The 26,601-nt window shown below is 70.7% G+C and carries 26 protein-coding genes; 15 read left to right on the top strand and 11 right to left on the bottom strand.

The window, feature by feature from the left end; all coding sequences use genetic code 11:
- Positions 1–210: 210 nt before the first annotated feature.
- Both AB0B61_RS49620 and AB0B61_RS49615 read right to left on the bottom strand, forming a co-directional pair.
- Positions 211–1,362 carry a hypothetical protein gene (locus AB0B61_RS49620; protein ID WP_358448045.1) on the bottom strand — a complete coding sequence of 384 codons (1,152 nt, stop codon included), beginning with the start codon at positions 1,360–1,362 and terminating at the stop codon, positions 211–213.
- A 331-nt stretch (positions 1,363–1,693) separates the two neighbouring features.
- Positions 1,694–2,038 carry a MerR family transcriptional regulator gene (locus AB0B61_RS49615; RefSeq protein WP_358448043.1) on the bottom strand — a complete coding sequence of 115 codons (345 nt, stop codon included), beginning with the start codon at positions 2,036–2,038 and terminating at the stop codon, positions 1,694–1,696.
- A gap of 91 nt (positions 2,039–2,129) precedes the next feature.
- On the opposite strand from AB0B61_RS49615, the gene AB0B61_RS49610 reads away from it, so the two are divergent.
- Positions 2,130–2,927: an aminotransferase class IV family protein gene (locus tag AB0B61_RS49610; RefSeq protein WP_358448042.1), complete on the top strand. Its 798-nt coding sequence runs from the start codon at positions 2,130–2,132 to the stop codon at positions 2,925–2,927.
- Positions 2,928–3,038: 111 nt separating this feature from the next.
- On the opposite strand, the gene AB0B61_RS49605 is transcribed toward AB0B61_RS49610, so the two are convergent.
- Complete coding sequence (locus AB0B61_RS49605) at positions 3,039–3,779, bottom strand: SDR family oxidoreductase (RefSeq protein ID WP_358448041.1); 741 nt, start codon at positions 3,777–3,779, stop codon at positions 3,039–3,041.
- A gap of 85 nt (positions 3,780–3,864) precedes the next feature.
- On the opposite strand from AB0B61_RS49605, the gene AB0B61_RS49600 reads away from it, so the two are divergent.
- Entirely contained in the window at positions 3,865–4,443 is a 579-nt protein-coding gene (locus AB0B61_RS49600) for a TetR/AcrR family transcriptional regulator (protein ID WP_358448040.1), read from the top strand.
- A gap of 30 nt (positions 4,444–4,473) precedes the next feature.
- Here the strand turns inward: AB0B61_RS49600 and AB0B61_RS49595 are convergent, their stop codons facing one another.
- Positions 4,474–5,679: an ROK family transcriptional regulator gene (locus AB0B61_RS49595; protein ID WP_358448039.1), complete on the bottom strand. Its 1,206-nt coding sequence runs from the start codon at positions 5,677–5,679 to the stop codon at positions 4,474–4,476.
- A gap of 111 nt (positions 5,680–5,790) precedes the next feature.
- Between AB0B61_RS49595 and AB0B61_RS49590 the strand changes: the two genes are divergently transcribed.
- From AB0B61_RS49590 to AB0B61_RS49575, 4 genes are read left to right on the top strand one after another with little or no spacing between them, the layout of a single operon-like run.
- Positions 5,791–6,969 (top strand): Gfo/Idh/MocA family oxidoreductase, encoded by a 1,179-nt coding sequence (locus AB0B61_RS49590; protein ID WP_358448038.1) that lies wholly within the window; start codon positions 5,791–5,793, stop codon positions 6,967–6,969.
- 54 nt (positions 6,970–7,023) lie between these two features.
- Positions 7,024–8,124, top strand: coding sequence for a Gfo/Idh/MocA family oxidoreductase (locus AB0B61_RS49585; protein WP_358448036.1), 1,101 nt, complete (start codon positions 7,024–7,026; stop codon positions 8,122–8,124).
- A 5-nt stretch (positions 8,125–8,129) separates the two neighbouring features.
- A complete protein-coding gene (locus AB0B61_RS49580) occupies positions 8,130–8,546 on the top strand; it encodes a gluconate 2-dehydrogenase subunit 3 family protein (protein WP_358448034.1) in 417 nt (138 codons plus the stop codon).
- Entirely contained in the window at positions 8,546–10,174 is a 1,629-nt protein-coding gene (locus tag AB0B61_RS49575) for a GMC family oxidoreductase (RefSeq protein WP_358448032.1), read from the top strand. Before AB0B61_RS49580 ends, AB0B61_RS49575 begins: the two co-directional genes overlap by 1 nt.
- A 64-nt stretch (positions 10,175–10,238) precedes the next feature.
- Here the strand turns inward: AB0B61_RS49575 and AB0B61_RS49570 are convergent, their stop codons facing one another.
- A complete protein-coding gene (locus tag AB0B61_RS49570; RefSeq protein WP_358448030.1) occupies positions 10,239–11,171 on the bottom strand; it encodes an NADP-dependent oxidoreductase in 933 nt (310 codons plus the stop codon).
- Positions 11,172–11,598: 427 nt separating this feature from the next.
- Here AB0B61_RS49570 and AB0B61_RS49565 point away from each other — a divergent pair, with 427 nt between their 5' ends.
- The 8 genes from AB0B61_RS49565 (at position 11,599) to dmpG (ending at position 20,847) form a co-directional block, all read left to right on the top strand.
- Positions 11,599–13,155 carry an ABC transporter substrate-binding protein gene (locus AB0B61_RS49565; protein ID WP_358448029.1) on the top strand — a complete coding sequence of 519 codons (1,557 nt, stop codon included), beginning with the start codon at positions 11,599–11,601 and terminating at the stop codon, positions 13,153–13,155.
- A gap of 33 nt (positions 13,156–13,188) precedes the next feature.
- A complete protein-coding gene (locus AB0B61_RS49560) occupies positions 13,189–14,136 on the top strand; it encodes an ABC transporter permease (protein ID WP_358448028.1) in 948 nt (315 codons plus the stop codon).
- A 32-nt stretch (positions 14,137–14,168) separates the two neighbouring features.
- Positions 14,169–15,035 carry an ABC transporter permease gene (locus tag AB0B61_RS49555; protein ID WP_358448027.1) on the top strand — a complete coding sequence of 289 codons (867 nt, stop codon included), beginning with the start codon at positions 14,169–14,171 and terminating at the stop codon, positions 15,033–15,035.
- The gene (locus AB0B61_RS49550; RefSeq protein ID WP_358448026.1) at positions 15,032–17,131 is read left to right on the top strand and encodes an ABC transporter ATP-binding protein; all 2,100 of its coding nucleotides are present in this window, start codon (positions 15,032–15,034) and stop codon (positions 17,129–17,131) included. The genes AB0B61_RS49555 and AB0B61_RS49550 overlap by 4 nt, the downstream gene beginning before the upstream one ends.
- Before the next feature lie 26 nt (positions 17,132–17,157).
- On the top strand, positions 17,158–18,060 hold the full coding sequence (locus tag AB0B61_RS49545) for a sugar phosphate isomerase/epimerase (RefSeq protein ID WP_358448024.1): 903 nt from the start codon (positions 17,158–17,160) through the stop codon (positions 18,058–18,060).
- A gap of 80 nt (positions 18,061–18,140) precedes the next feature.
- The gene (locus AB0B61_RS49540) at positions 18,141–18,935 is read left to right on the top strand and encodes a 2-keto-4-pentenoate hydratase (RefSeq protein ID WP_358448022.1); all 795 of its coding nucleotides are present in this window, start codon (positions 18,141–18,143) and stop codon (positions 18,933–18,935) included.
- A complete protein-coding gene (locus AB0B61_RS49535) occupies positions 18,932–19,828 on the top strand; it encodes an acetaldehyde dehydrogenase (acetylating) (protein ID WP_358448020.1) in 897 nt (298 codons plus the stop codon). The genes AB0B61_RS49540 and AB0B61_RS49535 overlap by 4 nt, the downstream gene beginning before the upstream one ends.
- Positions 19,825–20,847 (top strand): 4-hydroxy-2-oxovalerate aldolase, encoded by a 1,023-nt coding sequence (gene dmpG, locus AB0B61_RS49530; protein ID WP_358448018.1) that lies wholly within the window; start codon positions 19,825–19,827, stop codon positions 20,845–20,847. Before AB0B61_RS49535 ends, dmpG begins: the two co-directional genes overlap by 4 nt.
- A 79-nt stretch (positions 20,848–20,926) precedes the next feature.
- Here the strand turns inward: dmpG and AB0B61_RS49525 are convergent, their stop codons facing one another.
- A complete protein-coding gene (locus AB0B61_RS49525) occupies positions 20,927–21,721 on the bottom strand; it encodes an IclR family transcriptional regulator (RefSeq protein ID WP_358448016.1) in 795 nt (264 codons plus the stop codon).
- A gap of 117 nt (positions 21,722–21,838) precedes the next feature.
- Here AB0B61_RS49525 and AB0B61_RS49520 point away from each other — a divergent pair, with 117 nt between their 5' ends.
- Positions 21,839–22,669, top strand: coding sequence for an alpha/beta fold hydrolase (locus AB0B61_RS49520; protein ID WP_358448015.1), 831 nt, complete (start codon positions 21,839–21,841; stop codon positions 22,667–22,669).
- A 111-nt stretch (positions 22,670–22,780) separates the two neighbouring features.
- Here the strand turns inward: AB0B61_RS49520 and AB0B61_RS49515 are convergent, their stop codons facing one another.
- From AB0B61_RS49515 to AB0B61_RS49495, 5 genes are all read right to left on the bottom strand, one after another.
- Positions 22,781–23,629 (bottom strand): IclR family transcriptional regulator, encoded by an 849-nt coding sequence (locus AB0B61_RS49515; protein ID WP_358448014.1) that lies wholly within the window; start codon positions 23,627–23,629, stop codon positions 22,781–22,783.
- Between the two features lie 130 nt (positions 23,630–23,759).
- On the bottom strand, positions 23,760–24,716 hold the full coding sequence (locus AB0B61_RS49510) for a zinc-binding dehydrogenase (protein ID WP_358448012.1): 957 nt from the start codon (positions 24,714–24,716) through the stop codon (positions 23,760–23,762).
- Entirely contained in the window at positions 24,716–25,594 is an 879-nt protein-coding gene (locus AB0B61_RS49505) for an alpha/beta fold hydrolase (RefSeq protein WP_358448011.1), read from the bottom strand. Before AB0B61_RS49505 ends, AB0B61_RS49510 begins: the two co-directional genes overlap by 1 nt.
- A gap of 8 nt (positions 25,595–25,602) precedes the next feature.
- Positions 25,603–25,737 (bottom strand): hypothetical protein, encoded by a 135-nt coding sequence (locus AB0B61_RS49500; RefSeq protein WP_358448010.1) that lies wholly within the window; start codon positions 25,735–25,737, stop codon positions 25,603–25,605.
- A 2-nt stretch (positions 25,738–25,739) separates the two neighbouring features.
- Positions 25,740–26,597 carry an alpha/beta hydrolase gene (locus AB0B61_RS49495; RefSeq protein ID WP_358448008.1) on the bottom strand — a complete coding sequence of 286 codons (858 nt, stop codon included), beginning with the start codon at positions 26,595–26,597 and terminating at the stop codon, positions 25,740–25,742.
- Positions 26,598–26,601: the final 4 nt, after the last annotated feature.

Raw genomic sequence — 26,601 nt, 5'->3', positions numbered from 1 at the left:
GCGCGGGCGGTTCTCGGGCCGCCTACCGCGACCCGGTGGCGCCGCTTTCATGGGGCCGGCGGCCCGTCCACGACGGCGCGGCGGCTGTAGCGCTGCCGGCCGGAAAAGGCTCTCCGGAAACCGGTGGCCGGTCGCGGCCTCGCTGCTCTTCGGGGCGTGTGGATCACGAAGAGCAGCGAGTCGTCCGGCGTGCGTCACGCGGGAAGAGTGTCAGCCTGTGTAGTCGGTGGCATGGGTCTGGCCGCTCGGCCACAGATACTTGCCGTGGTCGGCGGTCGTATAGGTGCGGTTGTCATCTCCCGTACGGGCCTGGATGAGGTTGCGGCGCCAGGTGGAGCCGCGCGCCGATCCGCCCCAGATGTTGCCGTACAGGAAGCCGTACAGCTGCTCGAGTTCGGCCGAGAAGACGTTGTCGGTGACGGTGATGTTCGTGGCGTTGTTGGTCACGCCGATGGAGAGCGCGTAACCCCAGCCGGAGACATAGTTGTTCGTGACCGAGATGTGGTCGTACACGCCGCTGCCCTGCAGGGCCAGGCCGTTGGTGTTGCCCACGGAGGCCAGGGTGTTGTGGTCGACGATCATCGGACCGCCGTTGCCCTCGCTCTGCGGGCCTATGCCGTCGTGATGGTAGACATCATGCGATGTGTCGGCCATGTCGTGGATGTAGTTGTTCGTCCAGGTCGACGGGCGGCCCGGGAAACCCGTCACCATGATCATGCCCGCGTTGCCCCAGATGTCGTTGTGATCCATGACGGCCACGGCCTCCTTCATCGTCGTGGCCAGCTGCCAGGACTTGTCGAAGGGCGTGCCGGGCTTGGAGTGGGACGACGAGACGGTGCCGTCGTTGCCGGGAGGCATCGCGTAGGAGTTCGGCTTGAACGTCGAGTACAGGAACTTGATGTTGTTGTCCGAGTAGATCTGGACGAGATTGTCGTTGGGGTTGGTGCCCTCGAACAGACAGCCGACGAACGTGAGGTTGTCGCCGTAGATCAGCACCTTCAAGCCCAGGAAGCGCTTGTAGGAGATGACGCTGTTGTCCGGGAACTCCAGCCTCAGCGGCTTGTCCGCGCTCATGCCCGACGCGTAGTCGGTGAGCTTGCCCGGGTACGCGCCCAGGCCCAGTCCTCCGGCGTTGGCCGGCGTGTTGGCATAGCCGGTGTTCGAGAAGTCCGGCCAGTAGCCGGAGCCGTCGTTGGGCCGGGCGTCGATGGCGCTGACGACCTCTTCCGCCCCGCGTGTGCGGAACTCGCTCGGGACGACGCTCGTGGAAAGGGCTGCTGCGAGGAAGGCCAGGGCGAGGGCGGCGGAGAGGCAACTCCGGGCGAGCGAGCGCGCTAACGGGACGCGGCGCCGGTCGTCCATGCCATGGCGATGTGATGTCTTGATCTCGTACTCCGATACGATCGGTTACCGCCTCGTGCCGTCCAGCGGCAGAGGCGGTGCTTCTGCATCAGGTAGTGGTCCGGGAGCTCCCGGCGTTACCGGCGATTTATCATGATCACACTGTGCAGGACTTTCCTCCCGTCGCGCCGGGATTCTGGAAATTCGCGGCGAGCCGTAACGACCTGGCGACCGGTGCTGGACAACAGAGCGCCCAGATCAGGCACCCCCGACAGAGGGCTGCACCCAGCGAGAGCCCGCCTCAAAATGATCGTCGAGTCGATGGGCTCGATGTGCGGGTGGTCCTGATCGGTCAGGGCCGGGTGAGGAAGCCCGCCAGGGCGCCGCGGCTGCGCTGGAGATCGTCAATGCGCTTGTCCATGGCCTGGAGCTCGCCGTTCAGAGTCTCCCAGAGTTCGGCACACCACTCGAAGTCCGGACGCTCGCCGCGCGCGCACGGCAACACCACGCGGATCACCTCGGTCGACAGGCCCCCCTTGAGCAGCGCGCGCACCTGACGCACCGTGACCACGGAGTCCTCGTCGTAGAAGCGATAGCCGTTCGCGCCGCGACCGGCCTCCAGCACTCCCTGTGCCTCGTAGTACCGCAGCAGCCGCGTGCTGACCCCGGTGCGCCGAGACAACTCACCGATCAGCATGCGCCGGCTTCCCTCCCAGATTGACCCTGCCATTGATGTCAAGCCTTAACGTCGCCCGGGAAACGCACATTCCGTACAGCTGGAGCGTGGTATGTCTTCTTTCGTTGTGCAACGTGACGGCCGGGTGGCCGACGCCATGGACCTTGCGCCGCTGGCATTCGCCGGGTATGCCCACTTCACCGCCATGCAGGTGCGCGGCGGCCAGGTCCGGGGGCTGGATCTGCACCTGGAAAGGCTGCGGACGGCCTCAGCGACGCTCTTCGGGCGCGCGGTGCCCGACGACCGGGTACGAGCCCTGTTGCGGGCAGCCGTCCAGGCCGGACCTGCCGACCTCTCTCTGATGGCCACGGTGTTCTCTCCCGCGGGTGAGTTCACGCCGGCGGACGCCGAGCCCGAGTTGCTCGTCCGTACCGGTCCAGCGGCGTCCGGACCCCGGGGGCCGCTCGCGCTGGCGGTGGTGGAGCATGAACGAGTGCTTCCGGCGGTGAAGCACGTCGGGGAGGTGGCCAAGACGTACTATCTCCGCCAGGCCGTCGTGGAGGGCTTCGACGACGCCGCCTTCGTCGACCGCCGGGGGCGGCTCAGCGAAGCGTCGATCTGGAACCTGGCCTTCTGGGACGGGACGGCGGTGGTGTGGCCCGAAGCCGAGATGCTGACCGGGACCACGATGGGCATCGTCCGCCGGCAACTCGACCGGCTCGGGGTCCCCCAGCGCGTCCAGCAGATCCGGCCCGCCGACCTGCCAGGAATGGCCGGGGCCGTGGTGATGAACTCGTGGACGCCGGCCGTTCCAGTGCGTCGCATCGGCTCCGTGCCTCTGCCCGACGCGCCGGCCTTCGAGGCGGCCCTGCACCGGGCGTACCAGGCCGAACCGCTCACTACCCCGTAACGGCTGGCGGGCGGCGCAGGGGCTCAGGCCGGTGGGCCCAGTGGGGACGCGCGCCGGCTGTCACTTCGGCGGGCCGTCTATCGCTCACCGGCTCAGCAGGCCAGAGCGTTCCTAGCCTTGGACGGTCGGGCGGATGGTGACCTCGCCGATCTCGACATCCCGGGGCTGTTCGATGGCGAAGGCGACAACGCGGGCGACGGCCTCCGGCTCGATGCCGAACCCGTCCATGTTGCGGCGGATCTGCTCGCGGACCTGCGTGTCGTCGATCGAGCTGGTGAGTTCGGTACGGACGACGCCTGGCGAGATCGCCGTCGTCCGCAGCACGCCATCGGTCGACTCCTGCCGAAGGCCTTCCAACAGAGTGCGTACGGCGTTCTTCGTCGCCGCGTAGACCGCCTGCGTAGGCACGATCTTCAGGCCCGACGTCGACACCGTGGTCACCAGATGGCCGTGGCCCTGCCGGCGGAACACCGGCAGGGCGGCGGCGATGCCGTACAGCACTCCCCGCAGGTTGACGTCGATCATCGCGTCCCAGCCGTCGACGTCGAGGTCGCTCACGGGGCCGATCCGGGCGATGCCGGCGTTGCCCACCAGCACGTCAAGCCGGCCGAACTCCGCCACGGCCTGGCCGACAAGTCGTTCGAGGTCCCCGCGCCGGGTGACGTCCGTGGCGCAGGCGATGGCACGTCCGCCACGATCGCGGATGTCCCGTACGAGCTGGTCGAGGCGTTCTGTCCGGCGCGCGCCGAGGACCACCGCCGCGCCGCGCTCGGCGAGCAGGCGTGCCGTGGCCTCACCGATGCCACTGCTCGCTCCGGTGATGGCGACGACCTTGCCGTCGATGGCTGTCATGGGAATCTCCTCAAGGTAAAGTGGACACGTGTCCGCTCGACTTCAAGCTACCGGACACGTGTCCGCTTAGCAAAGCAGAGGAACGATGAACCCAACCGGGCGCCGAGCCGACGCCGCCGACAACCGCGACCGGATCATCCAGGCCGCACGAGCGGTCATCGCGAACGCGGACGAGATCAAGCTCAATGCGATCGCCAAGCACGCAGGAGTCGGGCAGGGCACCCTCTATCGCCACTTTCCGACCCGGGAGGCGCTGCTCATCGAGGTCTACCGGGAGGAGGTCGACGAGTTGGTGGCGGTAGCGCCGGCACTGCTCGGCGAGCACGAGCCGCTCACGGCGCTGGCTCGCTGGTTCGACCGAGTCGTCGACTACGCGCAGGTCAAACGCGGGGTGTTCGCCGCCGTCGAAGCGTCGGTGTGGCAGGGCCTCGCGGCGCACAGCTTGGGCCCGATCGGTGATGCGCTGAACACTCTCCTCGACGCCGGCAAGGCGGACGGAACCATCCGTTCCGACGTCGACGTCCGCGACGTCATTCTCCTCACCGGCTATCTGACCCGCCTCGAGGAGACCGAGTGGGAGGCCAGAGCCCGGCACCTGCTCCGCATCGTTCTCGACGGGATGCGGCGTCGCGACGAACCGGCTCGACACGACGGCGGTCAGTGATGATCCGTAGCCAAAGGTGTCCGCGAACGGTCACGCCTCGGCGAGCAGGCGCCCCACCCCCGCCTGGCTGAAGGCCTCCCGGCTGGCCAGCGCGATCGCGCCGAATATCCCCGCGTCGGCGCCGAGCTGGCTCGGCATGATGATGAGCTTGCGCGTCGCCAGGGGCAACGCCTGTTCGTACACCGCGGCACGGACTCCGGACAGGATCTCATCCTGCAGCTCGCTCAACGGGCCGCCGAGCACCAGCGTGCGCGGATTCAGCGTGTGGATCAGCATCGCCACCACCTCGCCGATGTCGGTGGCCGCCTGGCGGATCCGGTGCAGCGCGCTGGTGTCGCTGTCGGCCACCAGGCGGGCCAGTTCGCGTGAGGCGTGCAGCCGGTCGTCGAACGAGGACGGCGCGATGCCGAGGTCGGCGAGGACCGCGCGATGGCTCGCCACGGCCTCCAGGCAGCCGGTCTTGCCGCATCTGCAGACGACGTCGCGGCGCGTGGGCGCCCGGATGTGCCCGATGTCGCCGGCCGCGCCGTCGGCGCCGCGATGCACCGTGCCGTCGGCCGTCACGATGCCGGCGCCGATGCCCGAGGCGACCTTGATGAACAGCAGGGGCGTGTCGGCCATGTCCTGGGTCGCCTCGCCCAGGGCCATCAGGTTCACATCGTTGTCGACCGTGACCGCGGCGCCGAACTGCCCGCGCAGGTAGTCGCCGACGGGGTAGCCGTCCCATCCGGGCATGATCGGCGGGCGTACCGCGCAGCCGCGCTGGAAGTCGACCGGTGCCGGCAGGCCGGCGACCACGTGGCGGACCCTGGCCGGATCATGGTCGTGCTCGTCGAGCATCGAGCGCAACCGCTCCGACACCACGGCCAGCAGCTTCTCCGGACCGCCGTCGACGGACATGTCGACGGTGTCGCGGGCGATGACGGTGCCGCTGAGGTCGGCGATCGCCAGCTGGGTCGCGGCCACGTCCACGTCGGCCACGACGATGGTACCGGCGCGGGGGCTGATGGTGAGCGCCCGGGGCGGCCGCCCGCGTACCGACTGGCTCGACTCGGTCTCCTCGACGATGCCGAGCTCGATCAGCCTGTCCACCTGCTGGCTCACCGTCGAACGGGCCAGGCCCGTGAGCCGCGCGATCGCCGCGCGGCTGGTCGCCTCGCCGGTGGCGATCATGCGGAGCACCTTGCGCAGCGCGATGGCCACAGGTGTCGGTCCGTGATCGTCGTCTTTTTGCATGTGACGAAACTAAAGACGGCATCTTGTGGCTGTCAATGGCCTCAATCATGCTCTTATACGGCAATACACCTGTCCGGAGGTCTGAACGTGGCGCATCCGCATATTCAAGCCGTGATCGTCGGCGCCGGCTTCATCGGTTCGGTACACGCGGCGGCCGTGCGCGGCGTCGGCGCGACCGTGCGCGGCGTCGTCGGCTCCACCCCGAGCCGTTCGGCGGCGCTCGCCGAGGAGTGGAACGTCCCGGCGCGCTACCCGGACCTGGCGGCCGTACTCGCCGATGACGCGGTCGACGTGGTGCACATCTGCACGCCGAACGCGCTGCACGCCGACCAGGCGGTGGCGGCGATGCGGGCCGGCAAGCACGTGATCTGCGAGAAGCCGATCGCGACGTCGATCGCCGACGCCGAGCGGCTCGCCGCGGTGTCCGCCGAGACCGGCCGGACGCTCGCCGTCCCGTACGTCTACCGCTACCACCCGCTGGTACGCGAGATCCGGGCCCGCCGGATGAGCGGCGACTTCGGCGCCTGGCAACTCCTGCACGGCAGCTACCTCCAGGACTGGATGCTCGACACCGGCACCACGAACTGGCGCGTCGACGCCGCGCGGGGCGGTCCCTCCCGCGCCTTCGCCGACATCGGGTCGCACTGGTGCGACCTCGTCGAGTGGGTGGCGGGGGTACGGTTCCACGAGGTCACGGCCCGGCTCGGCGTCACCATACCGGCGCGCCCGGCGGGCAGCGGTGACACCTTCAGTCCGAACAGTGGAACGAGCAGTGAGCCGAACGGTCCGAACGGTCCGGAGAGCGGGACGAACGGGGCGGCGCCGGACGGACTGCGGCCGGTCTCGACCGAGGACGTCGCCGCCGTCCTGCTGCGGACGGCCGACGGGGTCCTGGGCTCGCTGACGGTGTCGCAGGTCTCGGCCGGACGCAAGAACCGGCTCTGGTTCGAGCTCGACGGCGCGGACGGCAGCGCCGTGTTCGACCAGGAGAACCCGGAGTCGGTGTGGCTCGGCGACGCCGAGGGCGCCCGGCTGCTCGTACGGGATCCGGGCCGGGGCTCGGCCGAGCAGCGCCGCCTGGCCACCCTGCCGCCGGGACACACCCAGGGGTACGGCGACTGCTTCCGCGCGTTCGTCGACGACGCCTACTCGGCCATGGCCGGCCACCAGGTGGAGGGACTGCCGACGGCCGCGGACGGTGTCCGCTCGGCGCACCTGGTCGACGCGGTGCTGCGGGCCGACGACAGCCTGGCCTGGACCGTGGTCGAGCGGGCCCCAGCGCGCATGTGAGGCAGGCCCTCACGATCAGGCACCTTTAATCCCTTAAGGAAGGACAGCGAAGACATGGCGACCCAGCCGCAGCACCACCGCATCGGCATCCTCGGTAGCGGCAACATCTTCAGCCGGTACGTCACCGGCATGGCCCGGTATCCGGAGCTCGAGATCGTCCGCGTCGGCGACATCGACGTCGACCGGGCCAAGCGGGCCGCCGCCGAGCACGGCATCCCGGGGTGGGGGGACGCCGACGAGCTCTACGGCGACGACTCGATCGACATCGTGGTGAACCTGACCCCGCCGGCGCACCACGCGAGCACCATCATGCGGGCGCTCGACGCCGGCAAGCACGTCTACGTGGAGAAGCCGCTCGCCACGACCGTCGCCGACGCGAAGACGGTGCTGGCGGCGGCCACGGCCAGCGGGCGCGTCCTGGGCTCGGCCCCGGACACCTTCCTCGGCAGCGCCAGCCAGACCGCGCGCAAGGCGCTCGACGACGGGCTGATCGGCGAGCCCATCGGCGCGTCGGCGTTCATCCGGCACAGCAAGGCCGAGACCTGGCATCCGGACCCGCGCTTCCTCTTCCAGGCCGGCGGCGGCCCGGTGCTGGACATGGGCCCGTACTACCTCGCGATCCTGGTGAACCTGCTCGGCCCCGTCAGGTCCGTGGCGGGGGCCGCCCGCATCGGCGCCCCGGTACGCACGGTGACCGCGCCGGACCGGGCCGTGGACAGCATCGACGTCGAGGTGGCGACCCACGCCTCAGGCGTCCTCGTCTTCGATTCCGGGGTCATCGGCACGACGCTGATGAGCTTCGACGTCTGGGACAGCGATCTGCCCGCCATCGAGATCTACGGCACCGAAGGGACGCTCTCGGTGCCCAACCCCAACCACTTCGACGGCGACGTCCGGGTGCGGCGGCACGGCGAGGCGGACTGGACGGTCCTGGCGCCCGTCGTGGAGTTGTTCGGCGCGGTCGGCACCAAGGAGCAGGCGCGCCGCGGGCTCGGCGTACGGGATCTGGCCGACGCGATCGAGGGCGGCCCGCACCGCGCCAACGCCGCGTTCGCCTTCCACGTGCTCGAGGCGCTCTCCGCGATCGACGGACCCGCGCAGGTCGTCACCTTGGAGAGCACATGTGAGCGTCCGGCGGGCCGCTTCGAGAGCTGACCGTGATGGCGGACCTGACCGCTTTACAGGTCGCGACCCTGAGCGCGGTCGTCGACACGATCGTCCCCGCCGACGAGCATCCGGGCGGCGTCGAGGCCGGTGTCCTCGACTATCTCGAGGGGCAGTTCGGGCGCGACCTGGCGGGTCTGCGCGCGTACTACGGCGCCGGCCTCGACGCCATCGACGCCGAGGCCGGTGAGAGGTACGGCGTGCGGTTCGGCCTGCTCGAGCCCGGCCGGCGGGAGGCTCTGCTGCGCGCCGTCGAAGCCGGGGAGACGCGCACGCCATGGCCGTTCGACGCGCCGGCGTTCGTGAGCACGGTGGTGGAGCATGTCATGGAGGGCTTCTACGGCGATCCGGGCAACGGCGGCAACCGCGACGCCGTCTCCTGGCGGATGATCGGCTTCGAGGTGAGCGACTGATGCGGGTGGACGCGGTGGTGATCGGCTCGGGCGCCGGGGGCGGGGTGGCCGCCGCGGTCCTCGCTCAGGCCGGCAAGCGGGTCCTCGTCCTGGAGCGCGGTCGCGACCTCACCTACGAGCAGATCGGCCGCGACCACCTGCGCAACCACCGGATCGCCCAGTATCCGCACCGATCCGGGCCAGACCTCGAGGGGAACCCACGCGTCGCCGTCGACATGACGGGCCGCGAGCGTCTGGTACGAGCACACGAGCCGGGCTTCCACGGCAACGCCACGCTGGTCGGCGGCGGCACCCGGCTCTACGGGGCCCAGGCGTGGCGCTTCCTGCCCGCCGACTTCACGATGGCCGGCACGTACGGCGTGCCCGCGGGCAGCAGCCTCGCCGACTGGCCCATCGGCTACGACGACCTGGCACCCCACTACGAGCGCGCCGAATGGGAGATCGGGGTGTGCGGCGACCACGCGGCGAGCAGCCGTCACTGGAGGCGCGCGAAGGCGTACCCGATGCCCCCGCTTCCCGAAGGCCAGCAGGCCAGGGCGCTGCGGCGCGGCGCGGCCGCCCTCGGCTGGGACGTGCTGCCGGTGCCCCTGCTGATCAACTCGGTGCCGTACGCCGAGCGCCCCGCCTGCACCCGCTGCCAGCACTGCGTCGGCTTCGCCTGCCCGGTGGAGGCGAAGAACGGCTCGCACAACACCGTCCTGCGCCGCGCGCTCGCCACCGGCCACGCCCGGCTGCTGCCGAAGGCCGTCGCCGAACGCGTCATGTGCGATGCCGCCGGCCGTGTCACCGGCGTCCGGTGGGTGGACCGCTCGGGGGCGCGCCACGTCGTCGAGGCCGAGGTGGTGGTCTGCGCCGCGGGCGCGATCGAGACCGCCCGGCTGCTGCAGAACTCACCGACCCGGCGCGAGCCGTACGGGCTGGGCAACAACCACGATCAGGTGGGACGGCATCTGCAGGGCCATGCCTACGTGTGGGCGCTGGCCGAGATGGACGAGCCCGTGCAGGACGGACGCGGCCCGGGAGTCTCGGTCGCGACGCTCGACTTCGCGCATCACAACGACGGCGTCATCGGCGGTGCGATGCTCGCGGACGAGTTCACGGTGCTGCCCTTCGCCTTCTGGGCGCGGAACCTGCCGCCGGACCTGCCCCGCTGGGGCGCGCTCAACAAGCGGTACATGCGCGACAACTACCGGCGCGTCATGCGCGTGGGAGGACCTGTCCAGGAGATCCCCAGCCCGCACGCGCGGACCCGGCTCGACCGCCACGTACGCGACCGCTGGGGCATCCCGGTCGCCCGCCTGTCCGGCACGACTCACCCTGAGACCCTGCGGACCGCCGCCCACCTCGGGGAACGGGCCCGCGAATGGCTCGTAGCCGCGGGCGCGCGCCGGACGTGGGGCGGGCCGGTTCCCTTGGCGTTGCACGGCGGGCAGCACCAGTCGGGTACGTGCCGGATGGGCGACGACGAGCGGATGTCGGTCGTCGACCGGTGGGGCCGGGTCCACGGCCATGACAACCTCTACGTCGTGGACGCCTCGGTGCACGTCACCAACGGCGGCGTCAACCCGGTCCTGACGATCATGGCCCTCGCCTTCCGTGCGACCGAACGGCTCTGCGCGGAGTGGTGAGCCACACCTCAAAGCGTCTCAAAGCAGCTCAAAGCGGGTCACCGCGAGCCACCAGGAGTGAGTCTCAGCGACGCCCGGCGACGTCGAGCACGACCTTGCCGGACACGTGACCGGACTCCACCAGCGCCAGCGCCTCAGCCGCCTCGGCCAGCGGAAACACCCGGCCGACGCACGGATCCAGCTTCCCGGCGGCCACGAGCTCGGCCAAGGCCGGCAGCGTCCCTGTACCACCCGTCCGCTTCAGCGAGCGCGCGCCGAAGCGGGCGGCGATCTCCTCGTCGGCCACGGTGGTCACCCGCGTCCGCTCGGTGATCACGCCTGCCACGCCGGACAGCGCGTCACCACCGACCAGGTCGAGCACAGCGTCGGCGCCCGCCGGAAGCAGGTCCCGGAGCCGGTCGGCGACGTCGTCGCGGTCGTAGGCCATCGCCGTGGCGCCGAGGGACTGGAGAAAGGCGCGCTTCGCCGCGCTCGCGGTGCCCACGACGGCGACTCCGTCCATGGCCGCGAGCTGGACCGCGATCGTGCCCACTCCCCCACCGGCGCCCAGGATCAGCAGCCTCTGCCCCGGAGCCAGGCCGAGCTCGGCGAGACTCTCATAAGCGGTGCCCGCCGCGATCGGCAGCGCCGCCGCGTCCGTGAACGACAGTCCGTCCGGCATGCGCGCAGCCTTTGCCGCAGGCAGTAGCGCCAGCTCGGCGTACCCGCCGCTGCCGCCGACCGTACTGCCGAAGACCCGGTCCCCGGCGGCGAGGCCTACCACTCCCGGGCCGGTCCGCACCACCGTTCCCGCGACCTCGCGGCCGAGGGTCGCGGGCAGCCGCAGCGGCAGGAAGGCACGGTGCATGCCCTCACGGACCTTCCAGTCCACCGGGTTGACGCCGGCCGCGCGCACCTCGACGAGCACCTCGCCCTCCCCGGGCTCGGGCGCGGGAACGTCCAGGAAACGCTGGACGTCCGGACCGCCGTACTCGATGAACGCGTATGTCAGAGGCATGATCCCGCAGGCTACCCGGCTACGGCCGGCCGGCGTGGCGCCCCGTTTCGGTCAGCGAACCGGCACGCCGGGCCGGGGACCACGCATGGGCTGTTCCGGTGAGCGAACCGGCACGGGGGGCTGTCCGAATCCTCCGGTCCTAGGGTGTGAGGCCACCACCTGAAGGACGGTGACGCGACGGTGCGAGTGCCTGGCGATCACGCTGCCGAACCCGTTCGGCACCTGGTGATCATCTCGGCCGTCCTCGGCTACGGATGGCGTGGCAGTACCGAAAACGCTCCCTTTATGACGGGAACAAAACTAAAAGCGGCGGGTTGTGCCTGTCTGAGTCGCGAACCATGCTCCTCGCCAGGGGACAAATCGGGCCGACTGTACAATTCCCGACACCCCGGCATACACACCCCCCAGAACGTCTCGAGGAGTATCGATGTCAGTGACGAATTGGCGCCGCCGGCTCACAGCAAGCGCCGCCGGCGCGGCGATGCTCGCGTCCGCCGCATGCAGCGCCGCCACCCAGGGCGCCCCGGGGAACTCCGCGTCCGCCGGCCCGGTGAGCCAGGGCGGCAACCTGGTCGTCGGGCAGACGACCGAAGCCGAGCCGGGCTCCTTCCTCAAGACCTCGTTCGGCAACATCCTGTGGGAGTACGCCGTCTTCGAGACGCTGACCCTCATCGATACCAAGACCGGGCAGCCCAACGGCGTCCTGGCCAAGTCGTGGACCCTGGCTCCCGACGGCAAGAGCATGGACATCAAGCTCCGTGACGACGTGACCTTCCACAGCGGCCACAAGCTCACCGCGGCCGACGTCACCTTCGCCATCGAGAAGGTCCAGGACCCGAAGACCGGGGCGGCCAACCAGTCGATCGCCGCGCAGATCTCCGAGATGAAGGCGAAGGGCGACTACGAGCTGACGCTCACCTTCAAGCAGCCGCTGCCGAACATCTTCGACCTCTTCGAGACGATGCCGATCCCGAACAAGGACGCCTACGCCGACTACGCGGCCGGGACGAAGGTGGACGGCACCGGGCGCTTCGAGTGGAAGTCGTGGACCCCGGGCGGCAAGCTCCAGCTCAGCAAGTACGCCAAGTACCGCGATGTCCAGAACACCCGCCTGGACAGCATCGAGGTCAACCTCATCAAGGACCCGACGGCGATGGTCGCGGCCATCCGCAGCGGCCGGGTCCAGTACGGCGTCGGCCTGGCGGGGCTGGACGCCAGAAGCCTGAGCCAGCAGCCGGGCTTCTCCCTCGTGTCCTCCGGCGGCGCGGCGATCCCGCTCGGGTTCGACGTGACCAAGCCGCCGTTCGACAACAAGGCCGTGCGCCAGGCGATCCACTTCGCGATCGACCGCGACCGCATCGTGCAGCAGGTCGAAGGCGGGCAGGCCCAGGCGACCAACCTGCCGTGGCGGCCCTCCACGATCGGCTATGACGCCACGCAGACCAAGCAGTACACCTACCAGCCGGACAAGGCCAAGCAGATGCTGGCCGCGGCGGGCGTGAAGGCGGGCACCTCGTTCGAGGTGACCATGCTGAACACGCCCGAGGCCACCGGAGTCTTCCAGATCGTCAAGAACAATCTGGCCGCCGTCGGGCTGGAGGCCAAGCCGGTCATCGCCGCGGCCGACTATGACGCCAAGGTCGCGGCCAAGGACATGGGCACACCCGCCTTCCTGATGATGAACAGCAACGGCCTCTCCCCGGCCAGCGCCGTCGTGAGCCGCCCGGAGCTGCTGGCCGACGAGAACGTCTCGCACTTCAAGAGCCCCGAGTACACCAAGCTCGTGAAGGCGGTCACCACCGCCAGCACCACGCCTGACCAGCAGAAGGCGCTCCACGACTACAGCGCCTACTTCGCCGACCAGGCGTTCGTGCTCCCGCTGATCACCCGCCCCACCCTCACGGTGCGCTCCAACGCCCTGAACGGCCTCGCGCCGACCCAGATGGGCTTCCTCGACATCAGCAGGGCCTGGCTGTCCAAGTAATCGACCTATAGACCGACTGGCGGTATCGAGACGATGGTCCGGTTCCTGATACGCAAGATCCCATCGCTGGTGTTCGTGCTCTTCGCGAGCTCGATCGTCGCCTTCGCCCTGCCGCGCCTGGCACCGGGGGATGTCGCCGTCACCCTCGCCGGCACGGATCCGACCGCGGCCACCATCGCCGCGATCCGGGAGCAGCTGGGGCTGGACCGGCCCCTGGTGCTTCAGTACTGGGACTGGATCGCCGGGCTCCTCCAGGGCAACCTCGGAGAGTCCTACCTCCTGCACCGCAGCGTCGCGAGCCTGATCGGCGACCGGCTCAAGAGCACCGTCGAGCTGTCGGTGTTCGCGACGCTGCTGGTCATCGTGGCTGGAACGCTCCTGGGGGTCGCGGTCGGCTCGGCCAGACGCCGCTGGGCGCGGGCCGGCCTCGACCTGATCAACAGTTTCTTCGTCGCCATCCCGTCGTTCCTCACCGGGCTGGCGCTGATCCTCGTCTTCGGCGTACTGAACCGCTGGCTGCCCGTCAGCGGCGAGGTCAGCTTCGTCGACGATCCGGTGATCGGCTTCCAGTTCCTGGTCCTGCCGGCGATCGCGCTGGCCCTGCCCTCGGCGGCGGTCGTCGCCCGCCTGTTGCAGGCGGAGATGCTCGCCGCCAAGAACGAGGACTACGTCGACCTGGCGCTGAGCAAGGGCGCGTCGGCCGCGCGGATCACCGTCCGGCACGTGCTGCGCAACAGCGTGGGCACGGCGGTCGTCGCCGTCGGTCTCCAGGTGGGCAACCTGCTGGCCGGCGCGGTCATCATCGAGGCGATCTTCAACCGCAACGGCCTCGGCCAGCTGGCCGTCTCCAGCGTGCAGACGCGCGACTTCACCGTGCTGCAGGTACTGATCCTCGCCATCGTCTTCGTGGCGGTGATCTGTCAGATCCTCACCGAGGTCGTCCTGGCGGCCCTCGACCCGCGCATCAAACTGGGAGAGTAGGGATGGCAGACCTTCCCCTGATATCTGGCCCCTTGGCAACCTCCGACGCGGCGCCGCCACAGGCCCGCCGACGTCTGAACCCGACCCTGGCTCGCTACCTGTCCGCCTTCCGTACGCCGAAGGGCGTGGTCGGGCTGTCGATCCTCCTCCTCCTGGGACTGGCCGCGCTGTTCGCGCCCGTGCTGTTCCCGGGGGGCTACGACGAGCAGGGCCCGCAGTCACTGACCGGGATGTCGGGCGCGCACATCTTCGGCGTCGACGAGTTCGGCCGGGACATCTTCGTCCGCAGCGTCTACGGCCTGCGCATCGACCTGAGCCTCATCCTGACCGCGGTCCCCCTCAGCATGGCGATCGGCACGCTGCTCGGTCTGACCGGCGCGATCTCCGAACGCCTGGGCGCCGCCGTGCAGCGGCTGCTCGACGTGATCATCGGCTTCCCCGGCCTGATCCTGGGGATCTGCCTGGTCGCCATCCTCCAGCCGGGCTGGCCGGCGCTCTTCCTGACGATCCTGATCAGCGGCCTGCCCACCGCCGGGCGCCTGGCCCGCAGCGCGTGGCTGAGCCAGCAGAGCAGGGAGTACGTCCTGGCCGCCCGGGTGATCGGCGTCTCGCGATGGCAGCTGCTCGTGCGCCACGTCCTGCCGAACGCGATGGACGCGATCGTCGTCAACGGCGCCGTCTGGATGGTCGTCGGCGTCTACATCGAGGCCGGACTGAGCATCGTCGGCCTCGGCGTGCAGCCGCCGACGCCCTCGCTCGGCGTGCTGCTGAACAACGGCCTGCGCTTCGTCACCCAGGCGCCGACGTACATCATCGGCCCCGCCCTGCTCCTTCTCCTGCTCGCGATCGGCTTCAGCCTGCTGTCCGACGCCCTCAACGAGGCGGTGAACCGCCGATGACCTCCCCCAACACCACCGAGTCACCGCTGCCGATGACGGGCAAGGGCGTGCCGCTCCTGCGGGTCGAGGGCCTACGTACGGAGTTCCGCCTGAAGAAGGGCGGCGTCAAGGCCGTCAACGACGTCAGCTTCGACATCTACCCGGGCGACGTGCTGGGCATCGTCGGCGAGTCCGGCTCGGGCAAGTCGGTGACGGCCCGATCGATCATGCGCATGCTCCGCCCGCCGGGCGAGGTCGTCGCCGGCTCCATCCGCTTCGACGGCGAGGACCTGCTCACGCTGCCCGAACGCGAGATGCGGCGGCGGCGCGGCAGCAAGGTGGCGATGGTCTTCCAGGACCCGCAGTCCGCGCTCAACCCCGTCATGAAGGTGGGCGACCAGATCGTCGAGGCCATGACGGTGCACGGCGTCGACAAGCGGGCGGCGCGCGAGCGCGCGATCGAGCTCCTGGAGCAGGTCGGCATCCCCGACGTCCAGACGAAGATCGACCACTATCCGCACCAGTTCTCCGGCGGCATGCGCCAGCGCGTCGTCATCGCGATCGCCCTGGCCAACGACCCCGCGCTGCTGGTCGCCGACGAGCCGACCACGGCGCTCGACGTCACCATCCAGGCGCAGATCCTGCGCCTGCTGGCCAGGCTCCGCACCGAACTGGGCATCGCCATCGCGATCATCACCCACGACATGGGCGTGGTGGCCGAGCTCTGCACGGACGTCGTGGTCATGTACGGCGGCCGCACGGTCGAGAAGGGCACCGTCGAGCAGGTCTTCGAGCGTCCGCGCCATCCCTACACCGCGGCGTTGCTGGCGGCCATGCCCCGCCTCGACGACGACCGGATCGGCCAGCCGCTGCCCGCGATCCCAGGAGCGCCGCCGGACCCCGCCGCACCGCCTCCCGGCTGCCCGTTCGCCCCTCGTTGCCGTTTCACCGAGGAAGCCTGCGAGCAGGAGCCGCCGGCGTTGCTCCAGATCGGTGACGCCGGTCAGGCGGCGGCCTGCTTCGTCGCCCAGCGGGCCGTGGACATCTCGGTCCACGATCCCGGCCCCGCCACCCCCACTGTCACCGTACAGAACGAGCAGGCCGCTCCCCCCGCGGCCACGGCCGTGCTGGAGGTCCGGGATCTGAAGGTCGACGTCGGATCCCGGCGGCGCGGGCTGTTCCACCGCGAGCCACCCGTGTACGCGGTCGACTCGGTGAGCCTGACCGTGCACCAGGGCCGCACGCTCGGGCTCGTGGGCGAGAGCGGCTGCGGCAAGTCGACGCTGTCGCGCAGCATCGTCGGCATCAACCGGGTCGCGGACGGGTCGATCCTCATCGACGGCGCCGACGTGAGCGCGCTGGGCGAGGAGAATCTGGGCCGGGTCCGCTCCTCGGTGCAGTACCTCTTCCAGGATCCGTACGCGTCACTGAACCCGCGCCGCACCATCCGGCAGTCGCTGGACGAGGCGCTCGCGTTCAGAGGCATCGGCCGGCGGGGCCGCGAGGACGAGGCGCGATCCCTGATGACGCAGGTCGGGCTCCGCCCCGAGTACCTCGACCGCTACCCCCACGCGTTCTCCGGCGGCCAGCGGCAGCGGATCGGCATCGCCCGCGCGCTGGCCCGCCAACCACGGGCGCTCATCCTCGACGAGCCGGTCTCCGCGCTGGACATGTCGATCCAGGCGCAGATCATCAACCTGCTGGAGAAGCTGCAGAACGAACTCGGGCTCGGCTACCTGTTCATCGCCCACGACCTGTCGGTCGTCCGTCACCTCAGCGACACCGTCGCGGTGATGTACCTCGGCCGGATCGTGGAGCACGGCGACGCCGCCGACGTCTACGGCAACCCGCAGCACCCCTACACCGCGGCCCTGCTGTCGTCGTCGCCCGTCCCCTCGGTCTCGGCGCGCTCGCGCGAGCGCATCGTGCTGCCCGGTGATCTGCCCAGCCCCGCGAACCCGCCTTCCGGCTGCCGGTTCCGCACCAGGTGCCCGATCGGCCCGCTGGCGAACCCGGACCGGACGATCTGTACCGAGGTCGACCCCCAGCTCACCCTCACGGCCACCGGCCAGCGGGCCGCCTGCCACTTCGCCGGCGAGCTCGCCCCCCAATCCTGACCCCCCATCTATTGAAAGGAAGCCATATGTCCGGCACACCGAAGATCGCGCTCAACCCGATCCAATGGATGGCCAGCGCCGACGGATGGCTGGACCCGTCCCTCGCGCCCGAGCCGAAGCAGCGGCTGTCCCTGATCAAGCAGGCCGGATTCGACGTCGTCATGGCGGAGGTCCCGGCCGGCTGGACCGTGGAGCAGTACCAGGCGCTCCTGGAGGAGACCGGCCTGACGCTCGCGCCCGGTTACTTCGTCTGCCGCTCGGACGGCAGGGACGGCACCGAGGCCGACGTCGTGGCCGGCGCCGCCGAGACCGCGCGGCAGCATGCCCGGCTCGGCCTGACCGAGATCGGTCTGGGCATGGGCATGGGCAAGGACAAGCCGCGGGTGGCGCACCCCGCGCAGGCGTACGACGCCGACGACTCCCGCGTGGAGGCCGTGACGGCGCTGATCGGGCGGATCGCCGACGCCATGGTCGCCGAGGGCGTCCGGCCGTCGCTGCACCCGCACGTCGGCACCTGGATCGAGACCGAGGAGGAGGGCCGGGCGGTGCTCGACGCCATTCCGGCCTCCCGGCTCGGCTTCCTGCCCGACACGGGGCACCTGGCGTGGGCCGGCGCCGACGTCGGCCGGTTCGTGAAGGACTACGCCGACCGGATCCCGTTCGTGCACGTGAAGGACTGCCGCCTCAGCGTCGCCGCCGAAGGGCGCGAGAAGGACTGGGGTTACCAGCAGACCGTCCTCGCCGGGCTCTGGGTCGAACCCGGCCGGGGTGAGCTGGACCTGCCCGGCATCATCGGCAACCTGCCCAGCGACTTCGACGGGTGGCTGATGGTCGAGGTGGACCGCCCCGACATCGCCGACCCGTACGAGAGCGCGCAGGTGTCGGCCCGCTGGATGCACAGCACGTTCCCCTCGCGGGCCCAGGGCTGACGCCCGCCGCCGGCGCGGCGCCCTTCCGGCCGCGCCGGCCCTGCCAAGGACCCATGCCAAGAACTGCGATAGGAGCGATTGTGGAGCCAGGCTCCGCGGAGAAGGCCGCCGCCGATCTGCTGGCGGCGTACCGTACCGGCGACCCGATCCAGCCACTTACCACCACGTATCCAGAGCTGTCGGTGGCGGACGCGTACGCCATCCAGCGCCACCAGATCGACGCCCTGGTCGCGGACGGCGCGGTCGTCAAAGGTCACAAGGTCGGCCTGACCTCGGCGGCGATGCGCCGCCAGCTCGGCGTGGACCAGCCCGACTACGGACACCTGCTGGACTCCATGTTCCACCTGGACGGCGCCCCGATCGACACCGGCCGCTTCCTGCAGCCGCGCATCGAGCCGGAGATCGCCTTCGTGCTCAAGCGCCCCCTGTCCGGGCCCGGAGTGACCACGGCCGAGGCCGTCGCGGCGGTGGACTTCCTGCTGCCCGCTCTGGAGATCATCGACTCCCGGATCGCGGACTGGCGGATCACCCTGGCCGACACCATCGCCGACAACGCCTCCAGCGGCGGCGTGGTGCTCGGCACCCGTCCGATCCGGCTGGAGACCGTGGACCTGGCGCTGGCCGGCTGCCTGCTGCACCGCAACGGCGACCTGGTCCAGACGGGGGCGGGCGGCGCCGTGCTCGGTTCCCCGCTCAACGCGCTGGTCTGGCTGGCCAACACCCTCGGCGAGCAGGGCGTCGCCCTGGAGGCGGGACACGTCGTCCTGCCCGGCTCGGTCACCGTGGCCATCCCGGTCGCCGCTGGGGACATCGTCACCGCCACCTTCGCCGGGATCGGCACCGTGACCGCCCGTTTCCAGGAGGAGATCGCTTGACCAGGCTGAGCGCCGCCATCGTCGGCCCCGGGAACATCGGCACCGACCTGCTGGTCAAGCTGCTGCGCAGCGAAGCGATCGACGTGCACTCCATGGTCGGGGTGGACCCGGCCTCCGACGGCCTGGCCCGCGCCCGCTCTCTCGGCGTCGAGGCGTCGGCGGGCGGCGTGGACTGGCTCCTGGCCCAGGACCGGCTGCCGGACCTGGTCTTCGAGGCCACCTCGGCCAAGGCGCACCTGGCCAACGCCCCGCGCTACGCCGAGGCCGGGATCAAGGCCATCGACCTGACGCCCGCCGCCGCCGGGCCGTTCGTGTGCCCTCCGGTGAACCTGGCCGGCCTCGCGGACGTGCCCAACCTCAACATGATCACGTGTGGCGGGCAGGCCACGATCCCGATCGTGCACGCGGTCTCCAGCGTCGTGCCGGTGCCGTACGCCGAGATCGTCGCCTCGATCGCCTCGCGCTCGGCCGGGCCGGGCACCCGGGCCAACATCGACGAGTTCACCCAGACCACCGCCCGCGCCATCGAAAGGGTCGGCGGCGCGGAACGCGGTAAGGCGATCATCATCCTCAACCCGGTCGACCCGCCGATGATCATGCGGGACACCGTGTTCTGCGCGATCCCCGCCGACGCCGACACCGACGCCATCGCCGCCTCGATCCACGCGATGGTGGCCGACGTCGCCACGTACGTGCCCGGGTACGCCCTACGTGCCGACCCCCAGTTCGACGACCCGCGCGAGGTCTGGAACGGTCACGCCCGCGTGGCCGTGTTCCTGGAGGTCCGCGGCAACGGCGACTACCTGCCGCCGTGGGCCGGCAACCTCGACATCATGACCGCCGCGGCCGCCCGCGTGGGCGAGCAGCTCGCGCTCGGAAAGGTCTCCGCGTGACCGACAAGATCAGGCTCACCGACTCGACGCTGCGTGACGGCAGCCACGCCATGGCCCACCGCTTCACCGAGGAGCAGGTGCGTGGCGTCGTCCACGCCCTGGACCAGGCCGGGGTGGAGGTGATCGAGGTCACGCACGGTGACGGTCTCGGCGGCTCGTCCTTCAACTACGGGTTCTCTCTCGAGGACGACATCAAACTGGTCGCCGCCGCGGTGGACGAGGCGGTCTCCGCCGAGATCGCCGTCCTGCTGCTGCCCGGCCTCGGCACGGTGGAGGACCTCAAGCAGGCGCACGGCGCGGGCGCGTCGGTGGCCAGGATCGCCACCCACTGCACCGAGGCGGACGTCTCCCTCCAGCACTTCGCCGCCGCCCGCGAGCTGGGCATGGAGACCGTCGGCTTCCTCATGCTGTCGCACCGCATCGGCCCGGCCGAGCTGGCCGGGCAGGCGCGGATCATGGTGGACGGCGGCGCCCAGTGCGTCTACGTGGTGGACTCGGCCGGCGCCCTCGTGCTCGGCGAGGCGCAGGCGCGCGTCAGCGCGCTGGTCGCCGAGATCGGCCACGAGGCGCAGGTCGGCTTCCACGGCCACCAGAACCTGTCCCTCGGCGTGGCCAATTCGGTGCTGGCCGCCCAGAACGGCGCCCGCCAGATCGACGGCGCGCTGTGCGCGCTCGGCGCGGGGGCGGGCAACGCGCCCACCGAGGTGCTGGTCGCCACCTTCGAACGGCTCGGCGTCCCCACCGGCGTGGACGTCCAAGGCGCGCTCGCCGCCGCTGAGGACGTGGTCAAGCCGTTCCTGCCGCGCCTGCCGTTCGCCGACCGCTCCGCGATCACCCAGGGGTACGCCGGGGTGTACTCCAGCTTCCTGCTGCACGCCGAACGGGCCGCGCTGAGGTACGGCGTGCCCGCGCACGAGATCCTGCAGCGGGTCGGCGAGGCGGGGTACGTCGGCGGGCAGGAGGACATGATCATCGACGTGGCCCTCCAACTCGCCGCCGACCGGGACCGCGTCGCCTGAGCTCTTCTGAAGCGGAGCCGGGCCGGGACCGCGTCGCCTGACGCCTCCGAGGCCGAGGCGGTCCTCGGCCTCGGCCAGGTCATGTCCGGCGGTCGATGGCCAGGGAGATGCCCGCGGCGGTCGCGCGGAGTTCGGGCAGCAGCCGCCTGGTCACCAGGCGCGCAAGCGGTGCCGCGGCCGACACCGACGCGACGACCGTTCCGTCGGCGAGCGCGACGGGCACCGCCATGCTGCCGAACCCCAGCAGGATCTCCTCCGTCTCGACGGCGTAACCGCGTTCCCGGATCACCTCGAGCTGCCGCCGCAGATCTTCGACGGACCCGACCGTCCGTGGCGTCAGGGACGGCCAGCCGGTCAGCGCGAGGCGGCGGAGCCGCTCCTCCCTGTCGGGGCACGTGGCGAGCAGGACCTTCCCCGTCGCCGTGCACGACGCGGGCAGCCGCCCGCCCACCAGGGAGTGCGTGTGGACGTTCGCCTCCCCCGCGACCTTCTCCACGTACAGCACATGGCCGCCGTCGAGGACCGCCAGGTGAATGGTCGCCCGGGTGGCGGCGAACAGATCGGTGAGCAGGGGCCGGGCCACGCGGCGCAGCACCGCCGCCACCGGCACCCGCTGCCCCAGCTCGAACACCCGCATGCCGAGCTGGTAGATGTCCCCCTTGCGCTCGAGCAGCCCCCATTGCACCAGCTCCTGCGCGAGCCGGTACGCCGATGCCTTCGGCACCCCTGAGCGCCGGCTGAGCTCGCTGAGCCGGAGCTCGAAGGCCCCCGACTCGAAGGCGCCCAGCAGGAGCTGGGCCTTGCCGAGCACCGAGTTGGGATAGTCCGCGTCATCGCCGGAGCCGGACGCCTCAGCGAACATCTGTGACGACATCGGGACTCCTTCACGCCGGTCCGGTCACCGGTCCCCTCCGGTAGTGATCGCCGATGCGCCCGGCAAGACTCCGGATGGGAAAGCCAACCCTACCTCCGGCCGACATAAGAGGACGTTTTGGACATTACGCCGCCCCTTCGATTCGGGTACGCCGACTCGCCGTTCGGCCAGCTGCACTACGCCGAGCAGGGCGCGGGCCGCCCTCTGCTGCTTCTGCATCAGACCCCCAGATCCTGGGACGAGTTCCGGGAGCTGATCCCCCTTTTGGCGCCGCACCGGCGCGTCATCGCCATGGACATGGTCGGTTTCGGGGCCAGCGCGAAGGCCCCGCCGCCCCACACGATCGAGCTCTTCGCGGCCGGCGCGCTGGCGCTGCTGGACGCCCTGGGCATCGAGTGCGCCGACGTCCTGGGCCACCACACCGGCGGCGTGGTGGCCGTCGAGCTGGCGGCGTCCGCGCCGGAGCGGGTCGGGCTGCTCGTCCTGTCGTCGACTCCGTGGACCGACTCCCGATTCCGCCGGTCCCACGCGGACGGTCCCGGGGTGGACGAGGCCGTGCACTCCCCCGGCGGCGACCACCTGCTCACGCTGTGGCGGCTGCGGCAGCCGTACTATCCCGACCCGGCCACGGGCCTGCTCGACCGGTTCGTCCACGACGCCCTGGCGCCCGGAGTCGATCCCGCCGAGGGGCATCGGGCGTGCGCGCGGTACTACATGGAGGACAAGATCGGCTCGGTCAAGACGTCCGTGCTGCTGCTGGGCGCCGCGGCGGACCCGTTCGCGCTGCCGGCCATGGCCCCGCTCCGGGAGAACCTCACCGGAGCGCTGAGCGTGACGTCGGCCGTGGTCGAGGGGGGCATGATCCCGCTCATGGAGCACAAGGCCGCTGAGGTGGCCGGGATCGTGACGACGTTCCTGACAGGCACACCGGTCGAGGACGCCTCGTAGCCAACGTTCCCCACGGGCAGGCCGCTCGTGGCCGCCGTCCCCGACCGGCAGGCCGCGTCGTAGACGCCGTCCCCGATGGGCCGGCCGGTCGAGGGCGCCTCGTCGCCGGCGTCAGCTCCTGCCGCCGTCGGCGACCATGATCGACTTCGTGATGCGTCTGCTCACCATGCTCAACAGCCCCACGTACTTGTTGACGTCGGCACGGAAGGTCGGCGCCGTCACCGACAGCGCCGCGACCACCGTGCCGGTGGCGCCGGTGAGCGGGATGGCGACGCTGAGATAGCCGACGCGGGTCTGCTCCCGCTCGATGGCGTACCCGACCTTGCGCGCCTGCTGGATCTCTTGGGCCAGCAGCTTGGGCGCGGTGATCGTACGGGGCGTCACGCGCGCCAGCGAGGTGGCCACGACGTCGCCGAAGAGCGCCCCCGGGCCGAAGGCGATCAGGGCCTTGCCGGTCGCCGTGCAGTGCAGCGGCATGCGTCCGGCGATGCGCGACGGTCTGGACACCTGACCGTGGCCGGACACCTTCTCCAGGTAGATCACTTCCAGCCCGTCCAGCACCGCCAGATGGATGGTCTCGCCCGTCGCCTGGTAGAGGTCCTCCATGAAGGGCCGCGCCGCGTCGCGCAGGATCCGCTGGCGCGGCACGCGCTGCCCGATCTCGAACAGGCGCATGCCCAGCCAGTACTCGGATCCGCGCCGCTCCAGCAGGCCCCATTGCAGCAGCTCCTGGGCCAGCCGGTGGACCGACGCCTTGGCGACGCCGGTGCGGCGGACGATCTCGGACAGCCCGAGGCTCTCGTCATCCGGCCCGAACGCCTCGAGGATCAGCCGTACCTTGCCCAGCACGCTGTTCGCCGAGCCGTCGGGCTCGGCCGGGTAGGCGATCGCCACCGGCTGGGGTTCACCATCGGCATCGGGGGCGGGGAGGCTGGACGACGACGGGTAGATAAGGGACATTGGGTGATAATCAGGCCAATGTCCGGTTTCGTTCAACGGGCCCGTTCCGCTGAGCGAGACGGCCCCGCGTGATTCTTTTCCGTACGGACGGCGGCCATGGCACCGCATGACACGCCATCCATGGACCGCGCTAAGCCTCCGCGCCGAACTCGACCACCGCACGGCCGCGCAACCTGCCGTCGCGCAGCAGTTCGAGGGCCTTCGCGATCTCGGACAGGTCGAACCGCTCGACCTCCACGCTGAGCTCCCCCGCGGCCAGGTGCTCGATCAGCGCCGGGGCCACCTCGCGAGCCCGCCGCTCGTGCCGGACCATGTTGACCGGGAGCAGCGCCACGTCGTCGAGCAGCCAGGACGGCAGATCGACCGTGACGGACGCCCCCAGCACGTAGCCGATCACGACGGCCCGGCCGCCGGGACGGACCCACCGCGAGCGCTCGACCAGTCCGCTCCCACCGAGCGTGTCGACCAGCAGGGACGCCGAGCGTGCCGCCGCCAGCTCCGCGACCGCCTCGGCGTCGTCGGTGACCACGCCGCGGATCCCCTCGGGCACCTGTCCGAGCTGGTCGGCCCGGCCGACCACCCCGGTCACCGTGGCTCCGGCCAGGCGGGCCTGCTGGGCCACCATGGCGCCGACCGCGCCGGCCGCGCCGGTCACGATGACCTCCTCGCCCGGCTCCAGGCGGGCGACGTCGTTCAGGGCGACGTACGCCGTGGTGGTCGGCACGAAGAACGACGCCGCGACCTCGGGAGGAAGCGGCGACGCCAGCGGGGTGACGGCCTTGGGAGAGACGCTGAGGCGTTCGCGCCAGCAGCCGTCGCGCAGCAGGCCGAGCGCGCCGCCGCGAAGGAGCACCTGCGTGCCCGGAGCCAGGGTGTCGGAGTCCAGGACCACGCCGGCGGCCTCGACACCGCCCACGTACGGAAGCGGGGGCTTCATGCCGAAAGATCCGCCGGCGACGGTCAGGTCCAGATGCCCCAGCGCCGCCGCCCGTACCTCTACCAGTACCTCTCCGGGCTTGCGTACGGGCTCGGGCAGCTCCTCCACGATCGGCGCGGCGCCCCACTCGTGGAAGCGGGCCGCGCGCATCAGCCGCGTCCCTTGCCGGAGAAGCTCGCCGCCGAGCTCTTGGCCAGGAAGGCCAGGCTGAGCGGGTTGTAGCGGGCGGCCTGCTCGTGCTGCGGCCAGTGGCCGCACTCCTCGAACAGCTCCAGCTCCGAGCCCGCGATGGCCTCGTGCATGGCGGTGGCCTCCGGCACGTCGCCGAAGGGGTTCTTGCGGCCCCAGACGATCAGCGTGGGCTGGGTGATCTTCGCCAGATCGTCGCGGCGAAGGATGTTGCGCAGGCGGGTGTCCATGTCCTGCAGGCATAGCAGATTGTCGAGGTTGGCCACGAACTCGGGCTCGTGGTAGATGGCGTGGCGCACCTCCACCAGCTCTTCGGTGGCGTCGGCAGGGTCGGCCATCAGCAGCCGCAGCCGCTTGCGGGTCAGCTCCACGTCATCGCTGACCACGGCCTCGCGGGTGCTCGTCCGGATCCGCTTCATGACCTCGGGGTTGGCCACGGTCCCGCCCGCGCAGAGCAGCTGCAGGCTGGCCACGCGGTCGGGGTGGTCGATCGCGGTACGCCCGCCGACCCAGCCGCCCAGCGACTCCCCCACGATGTGGGCGCGCTCGATGCCCACCGCGTCGAAGTAGGCCAGCAGGTGGTCGACATAGCGCGGGATCTCATAGGCGTAGTCGGGCTTGCCGGTGTAGCCGTGGCCCAGCATGTCGATGGCGTGGCACTCGTAGTCCGCCGCGTGCGCGGGCAGGTTGCGGGTGAACGCCTCGAGGTGGCCGCTGGTCCCGTGCAGGAACACCACGGGCTCGCCCGACCCGGCCCGGAGGCTGCGGGTGCGCACTCCTGCGGCGTCCACGTACGAGACGCTCAGGCTCAGGGGGCTCAGTTCGGTCCAGATACTCATCGTCACCTTCAGCGGTCGAGAGCGGGCTTGTCTTGGTTGATGCGGTGCACCTGGGTGTTGCTGCGGGCCGCGAGCAGGCGGCCCACGATCGCGGCCAGCGCGACGACCGGCACGGCGACCAGTAGCTTCTTCGATCTGGACATGCTCATCTCCATGGGTCCTTGAGGGAGTTCAGGAACCCGGTGACCACCGCGTGGTAGGCGCCCGGTCGTTCCTCCTGCAGGTGGTGCGAGGCGTGGTCCATGACGTGCAGGTTCCCGCGTGGCACCATGCGGGCGAGCATGAGCGGATAGTCGGGCGTGAGGAAGGCGTCCTGCATGCCCCAGATGAACAGCGCGGGCGCCTGGACCTGGCCCAGTTCGGCGGTGAGGTCCTGCCATTCGCCGCGAGGCGAGTCCGACATGGCGGCCAGCTCCCGCTCGCCGGGGTCCAGGCTCTGCTCGTAGCGCAGGTCCAGGGTGGTCTCGGGCAATTTGTCGCCGTCGTACCACTCCAGCCGGGTGATGAGGTCGCGCATCTTCTGCCGCGTCGGCCCCTCGCCGCCGTAGTAGGCGTCCCGGGCGGCGCGGCCGCGGCGGCCGTTCTCCGGCAGGGGCGCGAGCGGGCCGTAGAACACCGGCATGCTGCCGGTGATGACCAGGGAACGCACCCTTTCGGGGTAGCGGGCGGCCAGGCACAGCGCGATGGTGCCGCCCCAGGAGTTGCAGACGAAGTCGGCCTGCTCCACGCCCAGCGAGTCCATGAGCGCGACGGTCTTGGCCGCGTGGAAGTCCCACATCGGGCCGGTGATGAGACACTTCTCCGACTTGCCGTACTGCAGGATGTCGACGATCAGGCACCGGCGATCGGCGGCGAACAGCGGCGCCACCGGGCCGAAGTCGCTCCACCCGGTGCAGCCGGGGCCGCCGCCGTGCAGGAAGATCGTGTCCGCCCCCGAGCCCAGGTCGAGGTAGTGGTATTTGACGCCGTCGGCGTCGGCGTACGAACCGGCGGGGGGTTCCATTTCG

Source organism: Nonomuraea sp. NPDC049158, assembly GCF_040648335.1.
GTDB lineage: Bacteria > Actinomycetota > Actinomycetes > Streptosporangiales > Streptosporangiaceae > Nonomuraea.
Note: the sequence above shows the minus strand (reverse complement) of the source record. Positions and strands in the feature narration are given on the sequence as shown.

Excerpts from the sequence above, each read along its gene's own strand:
- AB0B61_RS49620 (WP_358448045.1), bottom strand. The coding sequence starts at position 1,362 with ATGGACGACCGGCGCCGCGTCCCGTTAGCGCGCTCGCTCGCCCGGAGT.
- AB0B61_RS49615 (WP_358448043.1), bottom strand. The coding sequence starts at position 2,038 with ATGCTGATCGGTGAGTTGTCTCGGCGCACCGGGGTCAGCACGCGGCTG.
- AB0B61_RS49610 (WP_358448042.1), top strand. The coding sequence starts at position 2,130 with ATGTCTTCTTTCGTTGTGCAACGTGACGGCCGGGTGGCCGACGCCATG.
- AB0B61_RS49605 (WP_358448041.1), bottom strand. The coding sequence starts at position 3,779 with ATGACAGCCATCGACGGCAAGGTCGTCGCCATCACCGGAGCGAGCAGT.
- AB0B61_RS49600 (WP_358448040.1), top strand. The coding sequence starts at position 3,865 with ATGAACCCAACCGGGCGCCGAGCCGACGCCGCCGACAACCGCGACCGG.
- AB0B61_RS49595 (WP_358448039.1), bottom strand. The coding sequence starts at position 5,679 with ATGCAAAAAGACGACGATCACGGACCGACACCTGTGGCCATCGCGCTG.
- AB0B61_RS49585 (WP_358448036.1), top strand. The coding sequence starts at position 7,024 with ATGGCGACCCAGCCGCAGCACCACCGCATCGGCATCCTCGGTAGCGGC.
- AB0B61_RS49580 (WP_358448034.1), top strand. The coding sequence starts at position 8,130 with ATGGCGGACCTGACCGCTTTACAGGTCGCGACCCTGAGCGCGGTCGTC.
- AB0B61_RS49575 (WP_358448032.1), top strand. The coding sequence starts at position 8,546 with ATGCGGGTGGACGCGGTGGTGATCGGCTCGGGCGCCGGGGGCGGGGTG.
- AB0B61_RS49570 (WP_358448030.1), bottom strand. The coding sequence starts at position 11,171 with ATGCCTCTGACATACGCGTTCATCGAGTACGGCGGTCCGGACGTCCAG.
- AB0B61_RS49565 (WP_358448029.1), top strand. The coding sequence starts at position 11,599 with ATGTCAGTGACGAATTGGCGCCGCCGGCTCACAGCAAGCGCCGCCGGC.
- AB0B61_RS49560 (WP_358448028.1), top strand. The coding sequence starts at position 13,189 with ATGGTCCGGTTCCTGATACGCAAGATCCCATCGCTGGTGTTCGTGCTC.
- AB0B61_RS49550 (WP_358448026.1), top strand. The coding sequence starts at position 15,032 with ATGACCTCCCCCAACACCACCGAGTCACCGCTGCCGATGACGGGCAAG.
- AB0B61_RS49545 (WP_358448024.1), top strand. The coding sequence starts at position 17,158 with ATGTCCGGCACACCGAAGATCGCGCTCAACCCGATCCAATGGATGGCC.
- AB0B61_RS49525 (WP_358448016.1), bottom strand. The coding sequence starts at position 21,721 with ATGTCGTCACAGATGTTCGCTGAGGCGTCCGGCTCCGGCGATGACGCG.
- AB0B61_RS49515 (WP_358448014.1), bottom strand. The coding sequence starts at position 23,629 with ATGTCCCTTATCTACCCGTCGTCGTCCAGCCTCCCCGCCCCCGATGCC.
- AB0B61_RS49510 (WP_358448012.1), bottom strand. The coding sequence starts at position 24,716 with ATGCGCGCGGCCCGCTTCCACGAGTGGGGCGCCGCGCCGATCGTGGAG.
- AB0B61_RS49505 (WP_358448011.1), bottom strand. The coding sequence starts at position 25,594 with ATGAGTATCTGGACCGAACTGAGCCCCCTGAGCCTGAGCGTCTCGTAC.
- AB0B61_RS49500 (WP_358448010.1), bottom strand. The coding sequence starts at position 25,737 with ATGTCCAGATCGAAGAAGCTACTGGTCGCCGTGCCGGTCGTCGCGCTG.
- AB0B61_RS49495 (WP_358448008.1), bottom strand. The coding sequence starts at position 26,597 with ATGGAACCCCCCGCCGGTTCGTACGCCGACGCCGACGGCGTCAAATAC.